We start from the raw sequence: 23791 nt of genomic DNA, 5'->3' as shown, positions 1-23791 counted from the left end.
CTTATAATGGGGAAAATGGTACGGTTCGGGGTGAATGAAGTGAGCGATGATATTCAGCGCATTCCCACTGATCTAGAGGTTTGTGAAGTACAGACGATCGATGAAGAAAAAGTAAACAGGCTTCGTCCCAGAATGGTGGAGACGGAAGGCGTCGCCCCTCTATTCAAGGCTCTCGCAGACGATACGCGAGCAAAAATCATTTACGCGCTGGCACTTGAAGGTGAACTATGCGTTTGTGATGTCGCTGCAACCATCAATAGTTCGATCCCGAATACCTCTCACCATCTGCGCTTGTTAAAAAACATGGGCCTCGCCCGGTACCGCAAAAACGGCAAGCTCGTCTATTACTCGCTCGATGATGATCATGTCCGTCATTTAATCATGTGTGGTATTGAGCATGCTGCCGAATTAAAGCAATCAAAACCGTAAAACCACTGGCTACATACAGGTCCGTCACTATAAGTGGCGGCTTTTTTTGCGTATGCTCAAAAAAACATTCAAACAATTACTTGAATATAATAATGAATATGGTATGATTTAGTTAATCCTTACCGAAAGAAGGCATTAATCATGAACGACTATGATGTCATCGTAATTGGCGGGGGGCAGGCAGGACTTGCTCTCGGATATGCACTCAAGCGTAAAAATCGCCGTTTTGTCATCGTGGAGCAAAACCAACGGATCGGGGACAGTTGGCGGCAACGCTACGATTCACTGGTGCTTTTTACACCACGTAAACATAATCAACTACCTGGTCTTACGTTTCCCGGAGAGCGGAATACGCTCCCGAACAAGGATGAAGCGGCAGACTACCTCGAATTGTACGCCAAACATTTCGAATTGCCTGTCATGCTGGGTACGACTGTTATGGAGCTCAGCAAAATTGGTTTCCGCTTCCAAGTACGGACACAAGACCGTCTGCTCTACGCGAAGCAAGTCGTCATTGCAACAGGGCCATTTCATACGCCGTTTATCCCAGGTATTGCGAATAGCTTGGACCACACCGTTCATCAACTGCACACTTCGCAGTACAAGAATGAGAGCCAGCTCATCGACGGCCCAGTCCTTGTCGTTGGCAGCGGCAACTCTGGGGCACAGATTGCGGTAGAGCTCGCCGCTCATCGACCCGTTATTTTTTCACAGGGAGATTCACGCTCTTACTTGCCAAACTTCATATTTGGAAAACCTATATTTGATTACATGAAAACACTTGGATTACTCGATGCTCCCCACTCCACCTGGATCGGCAAGAAAATGCGCAGCTCACCCGATCCGATATTCGGCTACAAAAAGCAGGTGCGCGAGCTCTCTCGCTCAGGAGCATTGCGGTTGGTTTCTCGAACCGTACAGGTTAATGGGCATACCGTTTATTTTGCAGATGGAACAGAGGCAACAGTCTATAACGTATTGTGGGCCACTGGCTTTCGACCAAACTACGATTGGCTGAGTATTCCAGATGTGCTTGATTCGAAAGGCAGACCCATTCATCTTCGGGGTGTCACAAAAGTGCCTGGCCTATTCTTTCTCGGACTTCCATGGCAGCATACGAGGGCGTCAGCACTTATGGGCGGCGTAGGAAAAGACGCCCTTTATCTAGTGGAACATCTATAAATTATTTTCTAGAAGGAGGATTCTATCATGGGCTTTCACCATCACGATCATGGAGATGGACACGATCACCATCACCATGGAAAAGGAGCCAGTAAACGTGCTCTTCTCACTGCTTTCCTCATCATCGCTGTATTTTTGGTCGTAGAAACCATTGGGGGCTTCATCACTAACAGTTTGGCATTGCTATCCGATGCTGGTCATATGCTAAGCGATGCATTAGCGCTTTTGTTGAGCTTGATTGCTGTCCATTTCGCATCACGTCCCCCTTCTGCCAAGAGAACGTTCGGAATGAAGCGTTTTGAAATTTTGGCTGCGCTGACCAATGGCGTCACTCTCGTCGTGATTTCCTTGTTCATTTTCTGGGAAGGATTCGAACGTATGTGGAATCCACCTGAGGTAGCCAGCGGCTCAATGATCATCATCGCTACTGTAGGGCTCCTCGCCAATATCGCTGCAGCCATGGTACTCATGCGTGGTGATACCAAGAACAACGTCAATTTACGCAGCGCATACCTTCATGTACTCGGCGATCTACTCGGTTCCGTAGCCGCGATACTAGGCGGTATTCTCATGTGGGCATTTGGTTGGTATATTGCCGACCCGATCATCAGTATCATTGTTTCTATCCTGATCATGCTGAGCGCATGGCGCGTCACGAAAGAATCCATCAATATTTTGCTGGAAGGAGCTCCATCTCGGCTGGATACAACCAAAGTAGAACAAAGACTCAGCCAGTTAACCGGAGTAGTCAAGGTGCATGATCTTCATATTTGGACGGTTACTTCCGGCTTTGATTCTCTTACCTGCCATCTCGTTGTCGAGGATGATTTGCCCAGCTACCCTGTTTTAAATGACGCGCTTGCGCTGTTGGAAAAAGAATTCGGCATTACACACGCGACCATCCAGATTGAGAACTCGTCTACTACACACGGTGACTTACATTGCCAGGCAACAGCCGATTCCCACGATCATGATCACGATCATAACCATGAGCACAACCACGACCATCCGCATGATCATAAACAACATAGCCATTCCTAAATAAAAGAAACCATCTCCCGACATTTTCGAGAGATGGTTTTTCTTGTGATTAATCCTCCATGGTAGACAGGTCACCAGTCGGTAGACCTAATTCCCACGCTTTCAAGACGCGGCGCATGATTTTTCCGGAACGCGTTTTTGGCAACTTGTCGCGAAATTCAATTTCACGAGGAGCAGCATGTGCAGCCAATCCTTCTTTCACAAACTTGCGAATTTCTTCCATCAACGCTTCACTTGGCTCATAGCCAGCTCGCAGCGCGATGAATGCTTTGATAATTTCACCACGAACCGGATCTGGTTTGCCGATGACACCCGCTTCGGCTACTGCTGGATGCTCCACGAGCTTGCTCTCTACTTCAAACGGACCGACTCGCTCACCGGAAGTATTGATCACATCATCAATACGGCCTTGGAACCAGAAGTAGCCTTCTTCATCCTTGTATGCAGAATCCCCGGATACATACCAGCCCGGGATGCTGAAGTATTCCTCGTACTTCGCTGGGTTGTTCCAGATTTGTCTCATCATGGCTGGCCAACCAGTACGGATTGCCAGATTCCCCATTCGATTCGGCGGCAGCTCATTTCCACGGTCGTCAATAATCGCTGCATAAATACCTGGGAACGGCTTACCCATCGATCCAGGCTTGATCGCCATACAGCGATAGTTAGAAATCAACTGAGCACCTGTTTCCGTCATCCACCAGTTGTCGTGGATGCGTTGATTGAACACGCGCATTCCCCAGTGAACGACTTCAGGATTGAGTGGTTCACCAACGCTCAGGACGTGACGCAGACTGGATAAGTCAAATTGCTTGACGAGTTCATCCCCTGCTCCCATGAACATGCGGAACGTAGTCGGAGCACTAAACCAGATCGATACTTTGTTTTTCTCAATGACTTTATACCAGTCTTCGGGAGTGAAGCGTCCACCACGTACAACAATGGTTGCTCCATTCAACCAAGGTGAAAAAATGCCGTAAGAAGTACCCGTTACCCAGCCTGGGTCTGCTGTGCACCAATAAATATCATCCTCTTGCAAGTCGAGAATCCATTTCCCAGTCTGGTAATGCTGGATCATGGCATTGTGAACATGCAGAACACCCTTTGGCTTGCCCGTTGAGCCTGAGGTGTAATGGAGAATCATTCCATCCTCACGATCAACCCATTCGATTTCCAACTCGGTGGAGGCTTCTTCCATCGCTTGTTCAAAGCGGATGTAACCTTCTTTTAGCTCCTGTTCTGCACCTACAACAATTACGTGTTTTAAGGCAGGCAGGTCGTTTACGGGAATACGTGGCAGGAGTGCAGGTGTCGTAACGATCGCAACTGCTTCGCTATTTTCCAAGCGATCACGAACAGCTGCTTCCATAAACGCTTCGAACAGCGGTCCTACGATTGCGCCAACCTTGATCGTGCCTAAAACGCTTACATAAAGCTCCGGCGAACGCGGCATAAAGACGAAAACGCGGTCCCCCTTCACAATGCCCAAATTCCGCAAAACATTACCAAATTTATTGGATAATTCACTTAATTGCGCAAAAGTGTAAGTCTCGTCTCTCGTCGCATTGCTGTACATCAATGCGATTTTGTCTTTCCGATCAGTAGCGAGATGTCGATCAATGGCTTCATACACCATGTTCACTTTCCCGGTCTCATACCAAGAGAATTGCTTCTCCACATCCGCCCAATCAAAATTCGCATATGCTTCGTCATAATTTTCCAGATTATAAGGGCCTTCCGTTGCTGGAATTTTCTCCACGTTCATGTCTTCACTCTCCCACTCTACTTCGTTTTTCTCACTACGCAACATTCATAATATTTCTACATTTTTTGCGTAATTCCTCCTGCCAGAACCTACTTATTCGATCGCGAACTTTTTCTTGTATAATGACGGTATTCTTACCGCAAAGGAGATGGCTGACCATGATGATCTGGTTTATTTTACTTGGCGCTATCGCCTTGTTGCTTTTTCGAGCCTATCGCAATACATTTGATGTTCAAATAAAGGAAATAGCCATACCCTTGAAAAAATCCCGACACCTTCAACAACCGCATGAGTTTGAGCCGCTTTCGATCTTGCATTTGTCTGATTTGCACATGGAAAACTTGTCTGTATTGCCCCAGTGCATTGTCGATGACTTCTCGCAGCGTCAGGTAGACCTGATTGCGATTACCGGAGATTTGCTCGACCGCGAAAAAAACATTCCGAAGGCAGTTGCTTTTGTGCAATGTCTCCAGCAATTACAGCCAGCACTCGGAACTTATGTGGTTTTTGGCAATCACGACTACGTTCTTACCCCTTTCAAGCTCGCACAGTTGAAATCAGAGTTAGAACGTATTGGCTGCCGTGTTCTTATCAACGAAAATGAAACCATCTATCACAAGGGACAGCCCCTGCACATTATCGGTGTGGATGATTTCAGCACGCGCCATAGCAACCTGGACAAGTCTTTCTTCGGTGTACCCGAGACTGGAGCAAGGCTCGTCTTGACTCATGATCCTAATATAGTTTTGCACATGAAAGAGTATGCTTACGATTATTTGTTGTCAGGGCATTTTCACGGCGGACAAATCCATTGGCCTCGCCCCTTTCATCTCGCAACGATGGGGAAGCTGCCTAAGCTAAATATCGTGAAAGGTCTTCACGAGATGGATGGTCGACTCTTTTACATCAGTGAGGGCCTGGGGCAAACAGGGGTAAACATCCGTCTGCGTTCCCGTCCCGAGATAACTTTGCATGTACTGGGCAGTGATGCTCCATTCAACGAGATGGCCGCTCCAGCTTTGGCTCTACAAGAAACAGCTGCCACGCTCGCCCTCGACTAAGGTATAATAGCCTTACTTTCATGTCGAGATGGGGGAACCTTGTGGAAAAATGGAAGAGAGATGTCGAGCACATCCGACAAGCGACAAATTTACCTATCGAATATGTACATGTCTCACAAACAGAAGCAGCACAAGTCCAGCTCGATTGGATACAAAAGGGCTGGGAGCAAGTTGCCCTCCATTCGAGCAACGGTGAAATGACATTGATCCTTATCGAAACGGCATCTTGGCATACTTCAGCCCGGGCGTTGTTGGATCTGATTTTTCCTCAAGTGGATGATCCAGCAACGCTTCCCCTCTCAAAACAGATATTCAATTGGCTTTCGGGCATTGTCTCTGGTACCCCTGTTGCAATGCCTGATCAGCTGGAAGCGAAATGGCCGTGGAAAGAAGCACGCGTCTCATTTTTATTAGAGCGATGCAGACCAGACCGCAAAGGAGAATGGGGTTCCTTGCAGCCCTTGTTGCATGATTTTTTTGAAGGAGTACCCGATTTTATTCCTTTGACCCAAACACATGCCCTTCTCATCGTCCCTGTCTCCATGCTCGATCATCAAAAATCGGCATCAGAGCTTTTGGAGTGGGCATCTGGCTTACATGATCTGATTTCGATGGAATGGATGGAACCCGTTCGCCTTGTTGTTGGATCGCCAATCACGAGTCCACTTGCATTGGGCGACACTCTTTTACGACAAGTATCACTCGCCCGCGCCCTCCAATCCTATCGACCACAAATGATGGTTGCTGGGGATTGGTCTTATCCGTTAGAACGATGGGCAGCTTCTCTCCCCAAAGAAATAGCAGCCGCAATCGCCAACGAGCTAGCCGCTGTCATAACCGTTCCGCACATGACAGATGAACAACGGGAAACATTAGATACGTTGTTCGCCAGACAATTGAATGTAAGCGATACAGCGCGGCAGCTTTTCCTTCACCGGAATACACTGCTGTATCGATTGGACAAGCTGACAGAACAAACCGGATTAGACCCGCGATTGTTTCCTGATGCCGTCATGCTTCAGCTCTACCTTCTCTTTCGTCAAAATTGACGAAACATTTTGTATATACTGTCCGTATCCATCTTGCCTATGACTTGGTACCCTACCCTTACAGTCATCCAAGAATTTGCTCTCTTCACAAACCCGAGGAGGTGCCTTTTTCATGGCAAAGGTAAGTCTTTCCCACATTTATAAACGATATGGAAGCAACGTTACGGCAGTTGACGATTTTCACTTGGAAATTCAAGATCGCGAATTCCTCGTTCTAGTCGGACCATCTGGTTGTGGAAAATCTACTACGCTGCGCATGATTGCAGGTCTGGAAGAGATTTCGGAAGGTGATTTATACATAGGCGATCGCCGTGTCAACGATGTGGCTCCCAAAGATCGCGACATCGCCATGGTTTTCCAAAGCTATGCACTCTATCCGCATATGAATGTATACGAAAATATGGCTTTCGGCCTGAAATTGCGCAAATTCTCCAAATCCGATATTGATAAGCGCATTCAAGATGCAGCTCGAATTCTCGATATTTCCCATTTGTTAGACCGCAAGCCAAAAGCGCTGTCAGGGGGACAAAGACAGCGTGTCGCGTTGGGTCGTGCGATCGTTCGTGAGCCGCAAGTATTTTTGATGGATGAACCGTTGTCCAACCTCGATGCGAAGCTGCGTGTACAAATGCGCACGGAAATATTGAAACTGCACCAACGGTTGAATACGACGATTATTTATGTAACGCACGATCAGACGGAAGCCATGACCATGGGAGACCGGATTGTCGTCATGAAGGACGGCCTGATCCAACAGGTGGCAACCCCTACTGAAATCTACAATTATCCAGTCAATCTGTTTGTTGCGAGCTTTATCGGCTCACCTGCGATGAACTTTGTGAAAGGGAGTCTTTCCGAGAAAGACGGGGCACTCTATTTTGATGCACAAAATATTCATGTACGCTTCCCAGAAGATAAAGCCAAAACTTTACGGGAAAAAGGTTATGTAAATAAGCAGGTTATTTTTGGTATTCGCCCGGAGGACATTTACAGCGACGCCTCTTTTATGGAAGCCAATCCCTTTGAGAGCTCACTGGAAGCAGAAGTGGAAGTCGTAGAAAACATGGGCTCCGAATTGTACGTCTATTTCCACAATATCGGGGATACCCAGATGGTAGCACGCGTGGATTCTCGTGAAGCGCTAAAACCAAAGATGAAGGTAAAACTAGCGATGGATCTTGCCAAATGTCATGTATTTGACAGCGAGACAGAAGTAGCTGTATTCTAATAGCGAAATGAGAAGGAGTGTCCCAGCAGGCATTCCTTTTCCTATTTTTTTGTGCAAAACCTATATAAAGAGAACAACTAGAGATAGCGTGGAGAGGAGCGGATAAGAAGTGGCTTATCAAATCGTCTTTTTTGACATTGACGGAACCTTACTGAACACCGATCACATCATTCCACAAACAACAGTGGACGCCGTACAAACATTAAAACAAAACGGTGTCCATGTCGCGATCGCAACTGGCCGAGCTCCTTATCATTTGATGCCCATCGCTGAGCAATTGGGCATTGAGACATTCGTGGGCTTTAACGGGTCGTATGTGAAGAGCGAAGGGAAGATCATCCATCACACGCCAATTGCTACAGATACATTGGCAACGCTCGAACAAATGGCTGAGGGTCATTCCCATCCCATGGTATTTTTGAGCGCAGAACACTGCTATGCCAATGCGATGGACCACCCACATATCATTGAGTCTTTTGATTGGTTGCGACTGGAATCTCCAGCGTATCGCCATCGCTACTGGGAGGAAACGCCGATTTATCAAGCATTTCTCTACTGTGGCGCTGATGAATCAAGATACACGGGTGAATTCCATGACGTCTCTTACATTCGCTGGCATGAGCACTGCATGGATATTTTGCCCCCAAACGGCTCAAAAGCAAAAGGAATTGAAGCCGTCTTAAAACATTTTGGACTCACTCCTGCGGATGCTGTTGCCTTTGGAGATGGATTGAACGACAAAGAGATGCTCTCCTATGTTGGTATGGGGGTAGCGATGGGTAATGCTCATGAAGAATTGAAGCCGTTCGCCAATATGATTACGCGCCATGTAAACGACAGTGGCATCCAGCATGGCTTAGCAAAGCTTGGTTTAATCTAGTTACGCTAATTGTAAGCTATTTCCTTCATAATCACTCCCTTCATGTGCACGCTATAGACAACAGCACTGGAGGGAGTGAGTTTTTTTGCGCGTCTGGCCTTTTGTTGCCGCTGTTGCCTTGGTTGGTCTCGTAGTTGTCCCGTATCGGATGAATCAGAATGCAGAACAGGAAATGCGCGAACCTCATCCCCGCGTGACATCGGTTCAAGCGAGAATTCCCCGCATTAACTACATTGAACAGGTGAAAGACATTCGTCGTGACCTGGAGAAAAAAAGCCATATTCAAACGCTTCATCATAACCAGCGTGACCGCAGTCATTATGTAGAAAACGAAGTCGTCGTGCGCTTTTCACCACGCCCCAAGCAAGAAAAAATTGATCAGCTCGTTTCTTCTTTGGATGCCAAGATCAAACGTGATTTTGACAAATTTCTCATTATCAAATCAAAGAGTATGACTACCAAGCAGCTCATGAAAAAACTGGCTGAACACCCTGACTCCGTATTTGCCGAGCCAAATTACCTCTTACTTCCTAACGTGAAACCAAACGATACGTATTACAAGGAATACCAGTGGAATCTTCCTCTGATCGGCATGGAGCAAAGCTGGGACGTCAGCGAAGGCAGCAGTGATGTCATTGTTGCAGTCGTCGATACAGGTGTGGATATGAAGCATCCGGAATTTGCTGGTAAGCTGGTCAAAGGCTACAACGTTTTGGATGGCAGTAACAAACCGGAGGATGATAATGGCCATGGAACCCACGTATCTGGTGTCATAGCGGCGAAAACGAATAACAAAGATGGCATTGCTGGAATGTCCTGGAATAGCAAGATCATGCCGGTCAAAGCTATTGGCGCAGACGGTTCCGGATCAGCGGTGGACATCGCACAAGGTATTTATTGGGCGACAGATAACGGAGCAGATGTCATCAACTTGAGTGTAGGTAACTACACCTCTTCTGCTGCTCTGCGGGAAGCTTGTCGCTATGCCTTTGATAATAATGTCGTGTTAGTCGCGGCTTCCGGAAACGATGCGAGCGATCAGCCTAGCTTTCCTGCTGCCTATGATGAAGTCCTTGCCGTCGCCGCTGTCGATCACCGTAAAGAACGCGCCGATTTTTCCAACTTTGGTGATTATGTGGATGTATCTGCTCCTGGGGTGGATATTCCGAGCACGTACATTTATAGTGACTATGCCTCGCTATCAGGTACTTCGATGGCGTGCCCTCATGTCGCTGCACTCGCTTCGCTCATCCGTTCCATTCATCCCAATATGAATACCCAAGACGTGATGAATCTCATTAGACAGTCTTCGACTGACCTCGGTGCTCCTGGGCACGATCAGTTATACGGGTACGGTATGATCAATGTGAACCAGGCCCTTCGCCAAGCCCAGCCGGCCGAGCGAGTCAAAACAGAACAACCGCCCAAAACAATCGGCGGCTTGCTTAATAAATTCTTTCAACGACTGCGTTTTGGTGGGTAATAAGTTCAGTGAAAAAAAGCCGCACCAAGAAAAAAGCACAAAAATAAAAAAGGTGGTCGATTCCACCTTTTTTTACTTTATATGAAGGCACGAATCTATTAAGCTCGTGCTTTTTCTTGTTGCATTTGTTTTTTCGCAATATAGTCTGTCTCATAATACTGCAAATCATTTCGCATCTGTTCGAACACTCTGGACAGGGACAAAGTCAACTGCTGTAACTCAGGGGTCACCTGCTTGCGAAAAATGATACAGTCCTGACCCGTATAGGCCAATCGCCCATCTTCTTCGTAAACCTCACCTTTGGGATAGTAGAAGTTATTTATACAGGTATGGTATACCTGATACAATACTTCCTCGGCGAACTCCTCATGAAATCGTGCGCGTCGGAGCGATACTCCCAGCCTTTCGTATGCATTTTCGCAGTAAACCAAAAGGTGGCGCAAGTCGGAAAGATAGTTACGGTAATACGTTTCAAATTCTTCAGGATCACCTGACGCGGATACAAGACCAGCTAAGGTAATCTGATTCAAAAAACGTTCCACTTCCATGCTGACCTTTTTCAACTTGGTGTACGTCTCTTCGCACAATTGCTTTAGATGAGTCGCTGACATAAAGTCCCCCTAATGTTGAAGAATCTGCCTTTTTTATAATAAGTATAAAGGAAAGATTATTTATTACACAAGGGTTATTTTTATACATCCAGGCTGCTTTGGAAGTTGATAAGGAACATCATATAAGCGCAAATAAGGCTACGCCAAAGCTTTGGCGCAGCCCAGTTATCCTATGCAATTGCTATTTATGCTGCTGTTTGCTCACTAACTTTTCCCTTAATTTTCCTTATCTGCAACAAATAAATGACATAGGCTGCGAACAACCCGATGAGAGTCATGAAGCCGAGAACAACAAAGTCGTTCCTCACTGCTGACAGACCATGTCCCTTCGTCAATATCTCTCTGACACCATTCAAGAAATACGTCAGTGGCAAAGATTTTGCAATCGCGACAATTCCGGTCGGCATCGACATGAGTGGCCAGGTATAGCCAGATAACATAAACGAAGGTACTGCAATCATCATCCCGATCTGAGTAGCTTGGAGCTGGCTGCTAGACACAAAGGAGATGGCATAACCAATAGCCAACACCGCCAAGTTAAACATGGTAGCCAGTAGCATCAGGTCGACAGTGCTTCCGTAATAAGGGATATCAAAACCTTTTAACATCAGTGTAAACGCCAGGAACATGTTGAGGGTTCCTGCCAGAAAGTACGGCAGCAATTTGCTCGCTGTGATTGCGAAGAAGCTATAGCGAGAGAGTGTATCCTTCCAGGTACCCTCTTCTTTTTGTTGGGCTACAGACAATACGATTCCGAGGAACAGCACTTGCTGAAGTACTGTACCTGCAAGTCCGAATACCATGAAAGACAGATAGCTGAAGGTCGGATTATACAGCACTCTGTATCGATAGTCGATACCGGTAAACATGTTTTTTCCTTCTTCTCCCCAGCCGCCAAGTGCTTCCATCTTCTTCAGCGTGGTTCCTGCTGAAACAGACTTAATCGCTGTATTCGCTGCTCGAACTGCCGTATTCGAAATCATGATGTTACTGCCGTCGATAACAGTCAGTACCTCTGCCTCTCTCCCAGCCTTCACATCCTTTTCTAATCCAGCAGGAATGATCAGGGCGATATTTGCTTCGCCCTTGTCAACCAATTTCATTGCTTCTTCTTCTGTTCCTACAACAGACGTGATTCGAAATGTATGATCGACCTCAAAGGCGCGATAGAGCTCACGACTCAATTCGGTTTGATCGGCATCCACCATCACAGTAGGGATCTCCATCACTTTTTTCTCACTGTACAGAAATCCGAACATCGTCAGATAAATCAGCGGAACAAGAAAGAGAATATTACGAATGGTTTTGTTTGCAAAAAGATTTTTCCATTCGCTCCAGAACAGGTGAGAGAAACTATTCACCATTACCAGCTCCTTCAAGCTTCCACTCAACCGTCAGGCCTGGACGTAATTCCGGATCGGACACCAGCAGCTTCACCTGGAAGGAACGAATGTCACGATCACCGAGTTCTTGTGTGGCTTTTTTTACGGCAAAGTCAGCAGCAGGAGCTACAGTAACCACTTTGGCGTCTACTTCTCTGCTCAGGGCTGGGACAAACAATTTCACTTGATCGCCTGTTTTCACATTCGCGAGCATGTATTCATTTACATAAAATTTGACATAGTTGTCTGATTTCGTTTGGATCGTCAAAACGGTGAAGCCTTGGGAAACCAGCTCTCCCTTTTGAACGGCAACTGATTTTACAATACCGTCTACTGGAGCTGTCAGCTTGGTGTTGTTCACATAGGCTTCCATTTCTGCCAGTGCACCTTTTGCCTGCATCACGTTCGCCTCTGCGGATTTAACATCCAGCTCCTTCAAGCCTACTTGACCTCTCCCTGCGACAGCTTGGTTGTATGCAGCTTTTGCTTGATCCAGCTGTGCTTGTGCAGCATCGACCTGCTCTTTGCGCGATCCAGTTTGAGCCATTTTCAACTGCTCTTCTGCTGCTTTAAACTCCGCTTGCGCCTTTTCTGCTTGCATCTGCGCCTCTTCCACTTTCACTTGTGGAACGGCACCTTCCGCCATTAATTTTTTCATTCGTTCCAAATTCGTCGCGGCAATTTGATTCGATGTTTGTGCTGCTTGCAATTTCGCTTTGAGCTGCGTAATTTCTTCTGAACGCGCTCCATTTTTGTTCGCGTCAAGCTGTGCTTGCGCCGAGTTAACTGCTGCTTTTGCTTGGTCGACTTGGGCATTGCTGGAGTTATCCGTCACCGATACTCCTTTTTTCGCCTGGTCAAGTTTGACTAGAGAGAGCTTGTAAGCAGCTTCAGCCTGCTCTTTTTTCGCGAGAATCTCCGCGCTGCTTAGCGTGGCAACTACTTGCCCTGCTTTTACTTCGTCTCCTTCTTTTAGTGAGAGCTGTTCGATGGAACCGCCCATTTTAAAAGAGAGGTCTACCTCTGTTCCCTCGATTACACCTGCTAATTTCGTTGTATTCTGACCAGCCATGCTACTCACATTTGAACCAAACAATACGGTTCCCAGTACTGCAATGCCAACTACAAAGCTACCTACACCGATCCATGCACGTTTGTTCATCTGTCTTCTCCTCTTGTTTTACGTTTCTCTAGACGTTATTTGGTTTGAAACATTCCTGAAAGCATATAACGAAGCGTCTGTTTATCTGCGGCACTATTGACTGGCTCTTTGCGAAATTGCTTGCGAAGCACGGTAAAGCCAACCATGCCAAACAATGCGGAAGCAAGTGTACGAATATCGATATCTGCCCGGATATACCCTTGCTGCTGCAATTCCAGCATGTGTGACTCCATTGTGCTGAAATAGCCACCTAACAGATTGCCAACCATCCTGTCGCGCTGTCCATCTCCTGAAAAGGCGCTCAGCAACAGGAAACACAAATCTTGATTCTCGGAAAAGAAGCGAAGATGCTCATCCAGCACATTCAGAATGCGATCCTCCAAGGAAAGCTCTTCATTTTGCATGACATTATCTACATGGTAAATCAGCATCTTCACGCCTTTTTCTATCACGTACAAAAACAGCTCTTCCTTTGTGGAAAAGTGATAATAGAGTGTTCCTTTTGCCACCTGCGCCATTTCCGCGATTGCATCCATGGTTGTTTCGCTATATCCCAATTGGGCAAATGCGGTTAAAGCTCCATTTGCAATTTGATCTTTTTTGGATGGTGCCATCACTCCTGTCCCCTTTCGATCTTTTGAACTGACTGGTCAGTACAAAGATTATATTACGAATACTTCCTAGTTTTGTCAAGCAGCCATTACTTCTATGTACAAAAAAAGATCGCTTTGTAGGCGATCTTTTACTTCTCTATAATTTGAAGGTATGTCTCCATGGTTGCAGGCATTGGTGCGACACCGAGGTTCTCCCTCAGTTTTGCTACACATTTTTCGTACCAGCGAATGGCCTGTGTCCGATTATTTTGCTGATAATACGCAGTCATAAGTAAGCGGTACGACTCCTCCCAGCAATCGTCCACCCGCAGAATCGCTTCACACCAGCGGATCGTTTTTTCCAATTGCCCATCCTCAAGCATGATTTTGGCTACCCTCTCTGCTCCGCGTAAAAACAGTGCCTGCACTCTCTCACGCTCTTCTACACACCAATCCTCATAACGGCATTCCGGCATGTAATCGCCCAAGTAATACGCAAGCCCTTTTTCCAAAAGGATGGCGCTCTGACGCCGGTCTGATTCTGCCAGGCCCAGGGTAACGAGCTTCTCGAACTCCTCGACGTCCATATGGTAGCCCGATGCCAGGTTAAAACCGTAAGAGCTGCCATGGCGTTGAATGAAGAATGTATCTGTTCTTGCAGCACGATCTGGCTCGAGTGCTTTGTTCAATGCATTCAGCGACACTTTAAAATCGCGGATTGCCGCTTCCTCGATACTGTCTGGCCAAAGTCGGTTCATGATTTCTTCCCGGGCTAACAAATGATGTCTCTTTGTCAATAAAAGCTGAAACAACAGCTTTGCCGTCCCTCGCTGCCATGCCTTTTCGCTCAGTTCCCGCTCTCCCAGCCATACACGGAACGCGCCCAACGTCTGAATGCGAAGGGTATAGCCGGGGTGGAATGTCACGTTTTGCAAGCCCAAATCATTTAACAGCTGAGAGACGTAATCCGGCGATACCTTTCGACGCTCTGCCTCAATCAGAATTGGCATAAGCTGCTGCACATCATGGGGGGTAAGCAGAGTAGGCCTTTGCAGAAGGAATTGATATTCACCAGACTGCATCAAGGACAGAGCTTGCGTCACCGCAGGTATGAACAAATCCCATTGCTTTTTACGATAAGCCAAGAAGCTCAGCCATAATTGGCAAATGACGACACTGTAGCTATCCCCGCAATGACTAAGTCGATCGGCACAATCGATAAAGGTAGCCCACGCTTCCTCTTCTTTACCGTATTTGGCGTATGCAATCCCAATCGCCATCCGTACCAGACTGCCTAACCAGTCGTCGCGCATCGCCTCAGTCTCTTGTATCCCCCTGGTGCCATACAAAAGAGCTTGGTCGAGTGCCTTTTCTCTTGCGTGAAGCAAGGTTAGTCCCAGAAGCGTTTCTGACTTGCCGCGTGTCGACTGGAGCTCCTCCATGATTTGCAAGCCTTTTTCATAAAGCTGACGAATCTCATCCGTAGGCAATGTTTGACTGATGAGGGCCGCATGGGCTTTTCGAACATAGCCATTCGCTTCTACAAAAGGGGAATGTGCTGCACGTCCGAGTTGTATGGCCGTTTCTGCGGATTCCCACCCTCGCTCCCATTCGCCATTCAATGCATAGACGAAAGATAGCAGCAAAGAGGTTTCGCGATACGATCTCGTCAGCGGAGGATGCTTCCTCTGTTCTACCTGCCACTTACTCTCCAAGAGCTGAATGGAGGACTGCAATCGGCCGGTACGGAACAACAGGCGCGATTCCAGCTCCACCTCCGTCTGCTGCTCTAATTCCTGACTCCGTTCATACCATGCTGCCGCCTGTTTGGCATCTCCGCGATTCGTATAAATTTCTGCCAGCAAGCGGTATAGTCTCGGTGCCATTTCATTCTCTTGCTCAAATGGAGGCAACAGTTGAATCGCCCTCTTCAGCAGTTCTTCTGCCCGGACGCCTTGTACGCTGTCGAGATGAACGCGTGCTTGCCCTTCCAACCCGCGACACAATCCGATTTGATCTTGCTTTTGTTCACATTGTTTCAGAAATTGCTCATAAGAAGAAAAGGCCTTCGCATATAGACAGCGATAGCGTTCTACTTCACCTTGATAAAACAACAGCCAATGCTCTTCGCACTTGATGCTATCTGGTAACAGTGTTATCCACTCGTATAAAAAGTCCAGCTTCCCTGCTTGCAGCAATCTTTCCGATGCTTGGCACAACCATTCACCCAGCACCTCCCACTGCTCGACGAGACGCAACCGCCCAAAAGCTTTTGCCTCGTCCCCTTTACGTCTGTACCATCCTGCGGCCTTGTGATTGACATGCACGTATGTCGCTTGGTTCGCAGCCAGCTTGCTAGATAGGAGGCGCTGGAAAAGCGGATGAAAGGAATAATGAGATCCTGCATGGACATGAAGAAAAAGATTACAACGCTGTGCTTCCAGCAGATACTCAATGCATCCTTCCCCGAGTATTTGCTTACAATCCTCCAGATCGAATTGTTCGAGAACCGCTGCCTCCATCAAGAAGCGCTGCATACCTGCATCCAGCTGTGTCCAGACTTCCACTTCCAGCAAATGCAACAATCGCGATAACTCACGCAGACTGTCAGAAACCGTCTGCCCCCTCGTTACCATTTCCCCAAAAGTGCGAAGCGCCATCACCCAGCCTTGTGCCACTTCTTCCACTCGGCCCCAATCGTCTTCGGATAGCGTGATGTCGTATTGATCAGAATAAAAGGCTTCACTTTCCTCCAACGTAAAAGAAAGGTCATTTGTTGTAAGTTCGAGACACTCTCCTCTTGCGGACAACAAGTCGAGATTGGACCATTTCGGTCGAGCGCGCGTTAAGATGACCAGCTTGACCTTTTGTGGAAGAGCCTCAGCTAACCGTTGAACAAATCGATCGACGTCACTATCACTATCCATTCGTTGGTAATGGTCCAAAACAAGTATGTGGTCCACCTGGAGCTGTACACATTCCCCGACGAACCAGTCGACCAGTACCTTACTGTCTATGGAAGGCACCTGACTTTGCTTTGTGATACGTACAAGCTGCTCTCGCAATACCTGACCAAAATCAGAATGAACCTGACGAACACTTTCGACGAGACAGATGACAAACGCAAGAAGAGCATCGTCTCCATCCTGGATGGTATACCAGGACGCAGCCAGTGCTTCATCATGTAGAAATGTAGCCAGAGATGTCGTTTTGCCATAGCCTGTCCCTGCATGAATGAGACAAAGCTGCGTATATTTCAACAGGCGCATTTTTTTTGCCAATGCAGGTCGCCGTAAGACGTATGGCTTCTGTCCTGGAGGAGTTATCTTGGATATAGGGATGTGGATTGGAATCATAGAATGTGCACTCCTTGCCGTTCTCCTGCTCTTCTTTGACTATTTCCCCATTTCTAACTATTCTCCTGCCATTTAGCCCTTAATCGACAAAAAGCCCACCCGGGAGTCCAGGTGGTGCTCTTTCAATCCACTAAATTATATCCAATGACTGAATAGCCAATATCATTTAACAGGACTTGGAATTCTTCGTCACTGATGTGCTCTCCGTTCGTAATTCGTGAATGCAAATTTGCGATTCGGTCATAAACTGCGCGATTGGTAGACACGTACAAAATGTTGAAGCGTGTTTCTGCCTGTAAGCGTGATCTCATCCGATCCACAACACGTTTATGCAGCGAATCTGGATGTCCATTATCGACTCGCACAATTTTCCCAGGCGTATACGGGATCGACGGCCGCGGATTCACTTCGTCAGGCTTTGGTGTATCGACTGGCAGCACACCTACAATCAAGTTATCCTTGTAGGCCAACACCTTGATATCGGTTACACCGGGTAGCTTTTCCGCATGTCCTTCCAAGCGCGTCACGAGTTGCGGCTCTCGCTGATGAACCATCTTTTGGCTAATCATGGCTGCCGGTCCTTTGTCCCTAGCGACGTTATCGTTCTGGATGTTAATCCCGAGAGATTCAAATTTGGCCTTATTTCCGTTCTGATCTTCGGTGCCCTGTTCTTTGTTAGGCGAACACCCTGTCAGCAAGCCGGCAAACAGGAGCACAGCAATGATACTCCCACTCATTCGTCTCACAACAAAAACACCTCCTTGCACTTAGTGTGATGTGCAGGAGGTGTTCTTACTCAGGAAGTAGCTGCCTTAATTCGTCTTTTTGAAGTCCCCTTCAAACGTATCCTTTTTGCCGCCTTTTTCAGCATTGAGCGTGTAACTTCTGATTCCATCATTCGTGGATTGGTAAAACTCAAAAGTACCTTCAGCAGTTACTTCAACTTCGTATGTTTTGTCTTCCAACGTTACGGTAACATCTGTTCCAGGTTCTACTTTACCGACGATTTGGTAAACTCCCAAATTGGCTAAAGAAAAGGTCTTACCTTCAACACTTTCCTTGTCAATAAATGCAACCTGCTCAGGCTTTTTCTCGTCTGTTGCTGGTTTTGTCGGATCTTTTGGTTTTTCCTGTTGTCCGGCTTGATTAGGGTTCACATTATCCGCAATCAAAACGGTTTGCGTTTTTGGATCCCAATCTACTTTGTAACTCAGCGCTTCCGCAATAAAACGAACAGGTACTACAGTGCGCTTGTTCACAATCTGTGCAGGCACGTCCAGGTTGATCGTTTGTCCATTTTTCTTGGCAATTTTTTGTGTAACGACCAGTCCGATGTTATCTTTCCCTTTATTAATCGTTACGGTACGAGTAGCTTCGTTCCATTGCACTTCAAAACCAAGGCTTTCTGCAATCGGACGAATCGGAACCAGTGTACGCCCCTGGCTGATAATAGGTGCTTGGTCAGGAAACGCGATTTGTTTTTTATTGTACTCCACTTTAACAGCATTCTGTACGGCTTTAGGCGCTACAGATGCAGGTGCTGCCGCTGCAGAAAATGCTGCCATCGGTACCAAGGCGATTGCTAGCAGTAATGAGGTTACTTTTTTAAGCAAAACATTCACTCCATTTCCAAAAAGGTTCACACGATTCTTAATCTACTATAGGATGAGGGCTGTTTCAAGAATTTCCTATAGTCTTCCTTTTAAAAGATCGTTCTTTCCTAGTAGCTCCCTCTTTTACGTTACTTTTTCCTCCTCCTTTTGACCTAATTTCAAATTGTTACAAAAATGCAACCATCTTGCTTTCCAAAAACGTTACAATAGACAAGAAGCGACAGTATTTTATCTTGAAAGAGGCAATGAATGATGAACAAATTTCTCCCTTTCCTCATCCTGGCACTTATCTTAACTTTAATTCCTCCAGTAGGAAGCTCCGCCAATACGACTGCCATTCAATTGGGAAGTGATGTACTGTTCAATCAGTTCCACCATCTCATTGAAGGCAAGAAAGTCGGGTTGATTACGAATCAAACAGGTCTGAACAGTCAAATGGTTAGCACGATCGACATACTACGACGTGATCGCTCGGTCCATTTAACCACTCTGTATGCACCTGAGCATGGCCTCGACGGAAAAACGGTCGCAGGAAAACAAGTAACGAGCTTTGTTCATCCTGTCTACGCTATACCGGTCTACGGCTTGTCTGGATCAACTCGCAAGCCGACACCAGAAATGCTGAAAGACATTGATGTTCTTCTCGTCGATTTACAGGATATCGGATCGAGAACCTACACATACATATCTACCTTGCAATACGCCATGACTGCTGCAAAGGAACAAGGAAAAGAAGTAATGGTACTGGATCGACCGAATCCTCTCGGCGGAACAATTATCGAGGGTCCTGTCGTTGAACTGCCTTACCGCTCCTTTATCGGAGTGGATACCCTCCCGCTTGCACATGGCATGACAATCGGAGAGCTGGCATTGTTTTTCAATCGTACCATCGGTGTAGATCTTACCGTCATTCCAATGCAAGGGTATACACGCAACATGATTTATCAACAGACAGGTTTGGCCTGGATTCCGAGTTCTCCGCATATCCCTAACTTGACCTCGGTTTTCGGGTATATGGCAACTGGTTTGGGTGAGGGTACTCCTATTCGGCAAGGCGACCATTTTACCTGGATCGGGGCAGAGGGTTTAGATTCGCACAAGTACGCCGATCTGTTAAATGGAAGTCTTTTACCTGGTGTCATCTTTATTCCTGAGAATAAAGGAACGGCCGGGGGCGTACGCCTTCAAATCAACGATTCACATCAGTTTAACCCGGTAAAAACAGGTATTTACGCGCTTGCTTATGCCAAGCAATTGAAGCCATTCCCTATACCAAAAAGTACGAGTACGCAAATCTCCATGTTCGACAAGGTGATGGGTACCAACAAAATCGGTCTGCTTCTCGAACAAGGCAAATCCCCACAGGAGATTGTTTCTTCCTATGAAGCGGATCTTAAGAAATTTGTAGAGCTCCGACAAAAATATTTGATCTATGGCGATGAACCGTTAATCCCGCTGCAGCCGATTCAACAGAAACAACCAAAGCAACCAGAACAACCGAAACCATCCAAGCCAGGAAAGCCAGAAACACCGACTCCAACGCAGCCTGGTAAGCATAATGGAACAGCCAATCAGACGAAGAAGCCTGAACCAGCTACAAAACCGGTCCCTCAGACACCGAAGTCTTCTGAGAAGATCGCTTATTTAACTTTTGACGATGGACCCTCCCCTGTAACTCCACGCGTTTTGGATACGCTGAAAACGCATCAGGTCAAAGGCACCTTCTTTATTGTAGGTCGTGAGGTAGCTGGTCATGAGGCCATTCTCAAAAGGATTGTAGCCGAAGGCCATGCGGTGGGAGGACATTCGTATTCCCATAATTATCAGCTTGTTTACAAAAACATGGAGAGCTTTTTTGCAGACGTAGAAAAAGGAAGTCAAATGATTGAAAAAGTAACCGGCGTAAAACCAACAGTATTCCGCTATCCAGGTGGCAGCACGAATACAGTCAGTTTGAAATATCAAGATCCCAAACGCTATAACAAGCAGCACACAGTCATGCAGGCGATCAAAGCAGAGGCGCAACAACGTGGCTATACGTTTATCGACTGGAATGTAACAAACGGCGATGCAAGAAGCAACAAATACACAGCCGCTCAAGCACTGGCAAATATAAAGCAGCAAGTAAAGTCACAAAAAGAAATCGTCGTCTTGATGCATGATTCCAGCACAAAGTCGCCAACAGTTGAAGCTCTCCCAGAAATCATTTCGTACTTGAAACAAAAAGGCTATCGTTTTGAAGTCATTCAAGCTGATCGTCCAACTGTTTCCAACGTAAAATAATCTCAGCAGCAAATAAACCCGCTCCGTAACAGAGCGGGTTTTGCTGTACTTTGACCTTGTTATAATTGGCTAAGTCGTCAGCGTTTCGTATCGGAGGCGCAGCTCTCTTTTCAAAATTTTGCCGCTCGGGTTTCTTGGAAGATTGTCAGCAATCACTACATATTTGGGTGTTTTGAAGGAGGAAAGACGATCTTTGCAAAAAGCAAGCATCTCGTTAACAGTCAGTAACTCACCTGCTTTTGGTACAACGACAGCCGTCACTGCTTCGATCCAGTACGGATGGGGAACTCCGATCACTGCGACCTCAGACACTTTCGGATGTTGATAAATAAGTTCCTCAACCTCTCTGCTTGCTACGTTCTCTCCTCCCGATTTAATCATGTCCTTTTTCCGATCAACGACGGTGATATAGCCTTCGTCATCCATGATGCCCAAATCCCCGCTGTGAAACCACCCTCCCTGGAAGGCAGCCTGTGTCTTTTCCTCATCACGGAAATACCCCAGCATTGCATGGCTGGTCCTGTGAACAATCTCACCAACACTCCCACGAGGGACTTCTTTTCCATCATCATCGACGATTTTCGTTTCCACATTTAACGCAGGCTTGCCTGCAGAGCCTGCTTTTCTCATTTGATCCTTCGGTGGCAAAACAGTTGCTAATGGCGCCACTTCCGTCTGCCCGTAAAAATTGTAAAACTGGGCGTTCGGGAGGCGTTGACCAAGTTCTTTTAACACTTCTACCGGCATGATTGCTGCACCGTAATAGCACTTTTGCAAAGAACTCAAATTACGCGCGGCAAAATCAGGAGAACGCAGCAAAGCAATCCACACGGTTGGCGGGCAAAACAACTGAGTAGCCTTGTACGCCTCTACCGTCTGCAACATCAACGCAGGGGTTGCCTGTTCCAAAATAATTCCGCTCCCACCTAGGTACACGTACGGTCCCAAAAAGCAATGAAGCTGCGCACTATGGAACAAGGGAAGTGCGTGAACAGCCACATCATCCTTCGTCATCCCGCCTTCGATAATCGTGCTGACATATTCGGAGATGATGCTTTTATGAGTGAGCATAACGCCCTTTGGCTTTGATTCCGTTCCACTGGTATACAAAATTTGCACAACATCTTCATCCGCTATGTCTATTTCAGGCTCATGGTCGTCTGCCGCTTCAATCAGCGTGCGAAAAGGCAACCATTCTCCTGCTTGTACTGCTGGTTTGGACACGAGGCAAAGCAGATTGGGGGAAATTCCAGCTAATTGGAGTCCGTCTTGAGCGAGCTGCAGGAATTCGGGAGCTACGAAGCACGCACTCACTTCCGCATGACCGAAAATATAGGCGACATCTTCCTTATTCAACATGAAGTTGATCGGCACCATGATGACTCCTGCTTTCGCTAGCCCAAAGTTCAGAATCGCAAAATCCATCGAGTTGCGTGACAGTACTGCTACCCGCTCCCCTTTTTGCAAGCCTTTTGAAAGAAGCGTATGAGCCGTCTTATTTGCAAGCTGATCAAGCTGCGTGTAGGTCAATACTTCTTCTTCAAAGTACAGGGCAGGCTTATCAGGATTTCGCCTACGACTTCTTCGCAAAATATCGCCAAGTGTATTTCTACGAACTCTTTGCGCTTCGAGCATGCAAATTCCCCCATCACTTATAGTCTCATCTCCATTATATAATAATTTTCTTTATTTTCTGATATTTTTACGGAAAAGAAACGAACTTAATCTGATATTATCCCCTTTGAGTAGACAGTGTAAAAAGCCCGCTCACCTAACAGTGGGTGGTACACTCTACTTGGAGGGGATTTTCTCATGGCTAAAATAGTCAAACATTAAGACGGTGGAACTATACGGTCCACCGTCCAATTACACTACGTTTCTTTACCAACCAGCTTGGAGCCTGTATTTACCGTTGCTCCACTTACTTTCTGCTCCTTTTCTAACTTCTATGTAGTACGGTTTAAAACCATTAACATTTGGGATATAGACTTCATCTTCGTAACCATCCCATGGTTGCTCCGATTTTCCAACAAGTAGTAGTTTATCATCATAAACATATAAATTATAGTTTTGGGGATACGTTTGTGAATCTGACAGCATAATTCTAATTGGACCGTAGTGATTAAACGTAATCTTAAAATAATCAGACTCGTCATAACGATCAATTTGCCCGTATACCTCGGTTCCTTCTTCTATTACTGTAGCTTGAGCAGACGAGTTATTTGGCTCTGATTCATTTTGTTGGTCACCGTACCCAGCAAACGCCGTACTTGAATGAAGAGTTAATAGAGCAAAAATGGTCATTGTGATTGCAGAAAAACGTTTCATAAATGCACCTCCTCAGATTTCTTTTAATGTAACATATTAACAATTAAACAAACATGAAAAATCCCATTTTTAACAAAACATTCAATATTTATTTCGATTATAGAGAAAATCCGCCAATTAACAGGCAGCCTTCCCACTTCTTACACTTTGTAAACTGGACGTTTTTTTAGATCGATGCCGTCCGTTGTCAACGACGTAATTTCAAAATCACGGAAGCCCGCGTACCTCCTTTTATTGGGCATGTCCAATAAAAGAGCCGCCTGCTCGCAGATCATATCTTCTTCCACAAGCTGTTTCTTAATGTAGCCGCAGGCTTCTTAGTAATTTTGCCCCTTGGCGCTCCTT

The 23791-nt window shown here is 46.5% G+C and carries 19 protein-coding genes; 9 read left to right on the top strand and 10 right to left on the bottom strand.

The features are described 5' to 3' along the window. The first annotated feature begins 39 nt into the window (after positions 1-39). The 3 genes from HP568_RS04475 to HP568_RS04465 all read left to right on the top strand — a co-directional run bounded on the left by HP568_RS04475 (position 40) and on the right by HP568_RS04465 (position 2652). On the top strand, positions 40-429 hold the full coding sequence (locus HP568_RS04475; protein ID WP_309142205.1) for an ArsR/SmtB family transcription factor: 390 nt from the start codon (positions 40-42) through the stop codon (positions 427-429). Between the two features lie 141 nt (positions 430-570). Further along, positions 571-1611, top strand: a complete 1041-nt coding sequence (locus tag HP568_RS04470) for a flavin-containing monooxygenase (protein ID WP_048032338.1) — start codon at positions 571-573, stop codon at positions 1609-1611. Positions 1612-1638: 27 nt separating this feature from the next. Next, on the top strand, positions 1639-2652 hold the full coding sequence (locus HP568_RS04465) for a cation diffusion facilitator family transporter (protein ID WP_048032337.1): 1014 nt from the start codon (positions 1639-1641) through the stop codon (positions 2650-2652). Between the two features lie 49 nt (positions 2653-2701). Here the strand turns inward: HP568_RS04465 and acsA are convergent, their stop codons facing one another. Beyond that, positions 2702-4417, bottom strand: a complete 1716-nt coding sequence (gene acsA, locus HP568_RS04460; RefSeq protein ID WP_048035766.1) for an acetate--CoA ligase — start codon at positions 4415-4417, stop codon at positions 2702-2704. A gap of 161 nt (positions 4418-4578) precedes the next feature. Here acsA and HP568_RS04455 point away from each other — a divergent pair, with 161 nt between their 5' ends. From HP568_RS04455 to HP568_RS04435, 5 genes are all read left to right on the top strand, one after another. Then, positions 4579-5478, top strand: coding sequence for a metallophosphoesterase (locus HP568_RS04455; protein ID WP_173628562.1), 900 nt, complete (start codon positions 4579-4581; stop codon positions 5476-5478). A gap of 41 nt (positions 5479-5519) precedes the next feature. Continuing rightward, positions 5520-6527, top strand: a complete 1008-nt coding sequence (locus HP568_RS04450; protein WP_173628451.1) for a PucR family transcriptional regulator — start codon at positions 5520-5522, stop codon at positions 6525-6527. A 112-nt stretch (positions 6528-6639) separates the two neighbouring features. After that, positions 6640-7755 (top strand): ABC transporter ATP-binding protein, encoded by a 1116-nt coding sequence (locus HP568_RS04445; RefSeq protein ID WP_048032335.1) that lies wholly within the window; start codon positions 6640-6642, stop codon positions 7753-7755. A gap of 109 nt (positions 7756-7864) precedes the next feature. Further along, positions 7865-8635 (top strand): Cof-type HAD-IIB family hydrolase, encoded by a 771-nt coding sequence (locus HP568_RS04440; RefSeq protein WP_048032334.1) that lies wholly within the window; start codon positions 7865-7867, stop codon positions 8633-8635. 85 nt (positions 8636-8720) lie between these two features. Next, complete coding sequence (locus HP568_RS04435; RefSeq protein ID WP_173628450.1) at positions 8721-10118, top strand: S8 family peptidase; 1398 nt, start codon at positions 8721-8723, stop codon at positions 10116-10118. A 98-nt stretch (positions 10119-10216) separates the two neighbouring features. On the opposite strand, the gene HP568_RS04430 is transcribed toward HP568_RS04435, so the two are convergent. The 7 genes from HP568_RS04430 to HP568_RS04400 all read right to left on the bottom strand — a co-directional run bounded on the left by HP568_RS04430 (position 10217) and on the right by HP568_RS04400 (position 18865). Continuing rightward, on the bottom strand, positions 10217-10729 hold the full coding sequence (locus tag HP568_RS04430) for a DUF3907 family protein (RefSeq protein ID WP_173628449.1): 513 nt from the start codon (positions 10727-10729) through the stop codon (positions 10217-10219). A 185-nt stretch (positions 10730-10914) separates the two neighbouring features. Continuing rightward, the gene (locus tag HP568_RS04425) at positions 10915-12093 is read right to left on the bottom strand and encodes an ABC transporter permease (RefSeq protein ID WP_173628448.1); all 1179 of its coding nucleotides are present in this window, start codon (positions 12091-12093) and stop codon (positions 10915-10917) included. Next, positions 12083-13273: an HlyD family secretion protein gene (locus HP568_RS04420; RefSeq protein ID WP_048032324.1), complete on the bottom strand. Its 1191-nt coding sequence runs from the start codon at positions 13271-13273 to the stop codon at positions 12083-12085. The genes HP568_RS04425 and HP568_RS04420 overlap by 11 nt, the downstream gene beginning before the upstream one ends. A 35-nt stretch (positions 13274-13308) precedes the next feature. Then, positions 13309-13887, bottom strand: a complete 579-nt coding sequence (locus HP568_RS04415) for a TetR/AcrR family transcriptional regulator (protein ID WP_048032323.1) — start codon at positions 13885-13887, stop codon at positions 13309-13311. A 128-nt stretch (positions 13888-14015) separates the two neighbouring features. Then, on the bottom strand, positions 14016-17222 hold the full coding sequence (locus HP568_RS04410; protein ID WP_173628447.1) for an AfsR/SARP family transcriptional regulator: 3207 nt from the start codon (positions 17220-17222) through the stop codon (positions 14016-14018). A gap of 122 nt (positions 17223-17344) precedes the next feature. Continuing rightward, positions 17345-17959, bottom strand: a complete 615-nt coding sequence (locus HP568_RS04405) for a YhcN/YlaJ family sporulation lipoprotein (protein WP_217366405.1) — start codon at positions 17957-17959, stop codon at positions 17345-17347. Between the two features lie 75 nt (positions 17960-18034). After that, positions 18035-18865 carry a copper amine oxidase N-terminal domain-containing protein gene (locus HP568_RS04400; RefSeq protein ID WP_173628446.1) on the bottom strand — a complete coding sequence of 277 codons (831 nt, stop codon included), beginning with the start codon at positions 18863-18865 and terminating at the stop codon, positions 18035-18037. Between the two features lie 222 nt (positions 18866-19087). On the opposite strand from HP568_RS04400, the gene HP568_RS04395 reads away from it, so the two are divergent. After that, a complete protein-coding gene (locus HP568_RS04395) occupies positions 19088-21118 on the top strand; it encodes an exo-beta-N-acetylmuramidase NamZ domain-containing protein (RefSeq protein ID WP_173628445.1) in 2031 nt (676 codons plus the stop codon). Positions 21119-21187: 69 nt separating this feature from the next. On the opposite strand, the gene HP568_RS04390 is transcribed toward HP568_RS04395, so the two are convergent. Together HP568_RS04390 and HP568_RS04385 are read right to left on the bottom strand one after the other, a co-directional pair. Next, entirely contained in the window at positions 21188-22753 is a 1566-nt protein-coding gene (locus HP568_RS04390; protein ID WP_173628444.1) for an acyl-CoA synthetase, read from the bottom strand. 246 nt (positions 22754-22999) lie between these two features. Continuing rightward, positions 23000-23446, bottom strand: a complete 447-nt coding sequence (locus tag HP568_RS04385) for a hypothetical protein (RefSeq protein WP_173628443.1) — start codon at positions 23444-23446, stop codon at positions 23000-23002. Positions 23447-23791: the final 345 nt, after the last annotated feature.

This window comes from Brevibacillus sp. MS2.2 (genome assembly GCF_013284345.1).
GTDB classification, from domain to species: domain Bacteria; phylum Bacillota; class Bacilli; order Brevibacillales; family Brevibacillaceae; genus Brevibacillus; species Brevibacillus brevis_C.
Note: the sequence above shows the minus strand (reverse complement) of the source record. Positions and strands in the feature narration are given on the sequence as shown.

What these genes read in the sequence shown, in the direction of transcription:
- HP568_RS04395 (WP_173628445.1), top strand. Translation starts at nt 19,088, where the DNA reads ATGAACAAATTTCTCCCTTTCCTCATCCTGGCACTTATCTTAACTTTA.
- HP568_RS04465 (WP_048032337.1), top strand. Translation starts at nt 1,639, where the DNA reads ATGGGCTTTCACCATCACGATCATGGAGATGGACACGATCACCATCAC.
- HP568_RS04415 (WP_048032323.1), bottom strand. Translation starts at nt 13,887, where the DNA reads ATGGCACCATCCAAAAAAGATCAAATTGCAAATGGAGCTTTAACCGCA.
- HP568_RS04425 (WP_173628448.1), bottom strand. Translation starts at nt 12,093, where the DNA reads ATGGTGAATAGTTTCTCTCACCTGTTCTGGAGCGAATGGAAAAATCTT.
- HP568_RS04390 (WP_173628444.1), bottom strand. Translation starts at nt 22,753, where the DNA reads ATGCTCGAAGCGCAAAGAGTTCGTAGAAATACACTTGGCGATATTTTG.
- HP568_RS04420 (WP_048032324.1), bottom strand. Translation starts at nt 13,273, where the DNA reads ATGAACAAACGTGCATGGATCGGTGTAGGTAGCTTTGTAGTTGGCATT.
- HP568_RS04410 (WP_173628447.1), bottom strand. Translation starts at nt 17,222, where the DNA reads ATGATTCCAATCCACATCCCTATATCCAAGATAACTCCTCCAGGACAG.
- acsA (WP_048035766.1), bottom strand. Translation starts at nt 4,417, where the DNA reads ATGAACGTGGAGAAAATTCCAGCAACGGAAGGCCCTTATAATCTGGAA.
- HP568_RS04430 (WP_173628449.1), bottom strand. Translation starts at nt 10,729, where the DNA reads ATGTCAGCGACTCATCTAAAGCAATTGTGCGAAGAGACGTACACCAAG.
- HP568_RS04405 (WP_217366405.1), bottom strand. Translation starts at nt 17,959, where the DNA reads ATGAGTGGGAGTATCATTGCTGTGCTCCTGTTTGCCGGCTTGCTGACA.
- HP568_RS04455 (WP_173628562.1), top strand. Translation starts at nt 4,579, where the DNA reads ATGATCTGGTTTATTTTACTTGGCGCTATCGCCTTGTTGCTTTTTCGA.
- HP568_RS04470 (WP_048032338.1), top strand. Translation starts at nt 571, where the DNA reads ATGAACGACTATGATGTCATCGTAATTGGCGGGGGGCAGGCAGGACTT.
- HP568_RS04385 (WP_173628443.1), bottom strand. Translation starts at nt 23,446, where the DNA reads ATGAAACGTTTTTCTGCAATCACAATGACCATTTTTGCTCTATTAACT.
- HP568_RS04445 (WP_048032335.1), top strand. Translation starts at nt 6,640, where the DNA reads ATGGCAAAGGTAAGTCTTTCCCACATTTATAAACGATATGGAAGCAAC.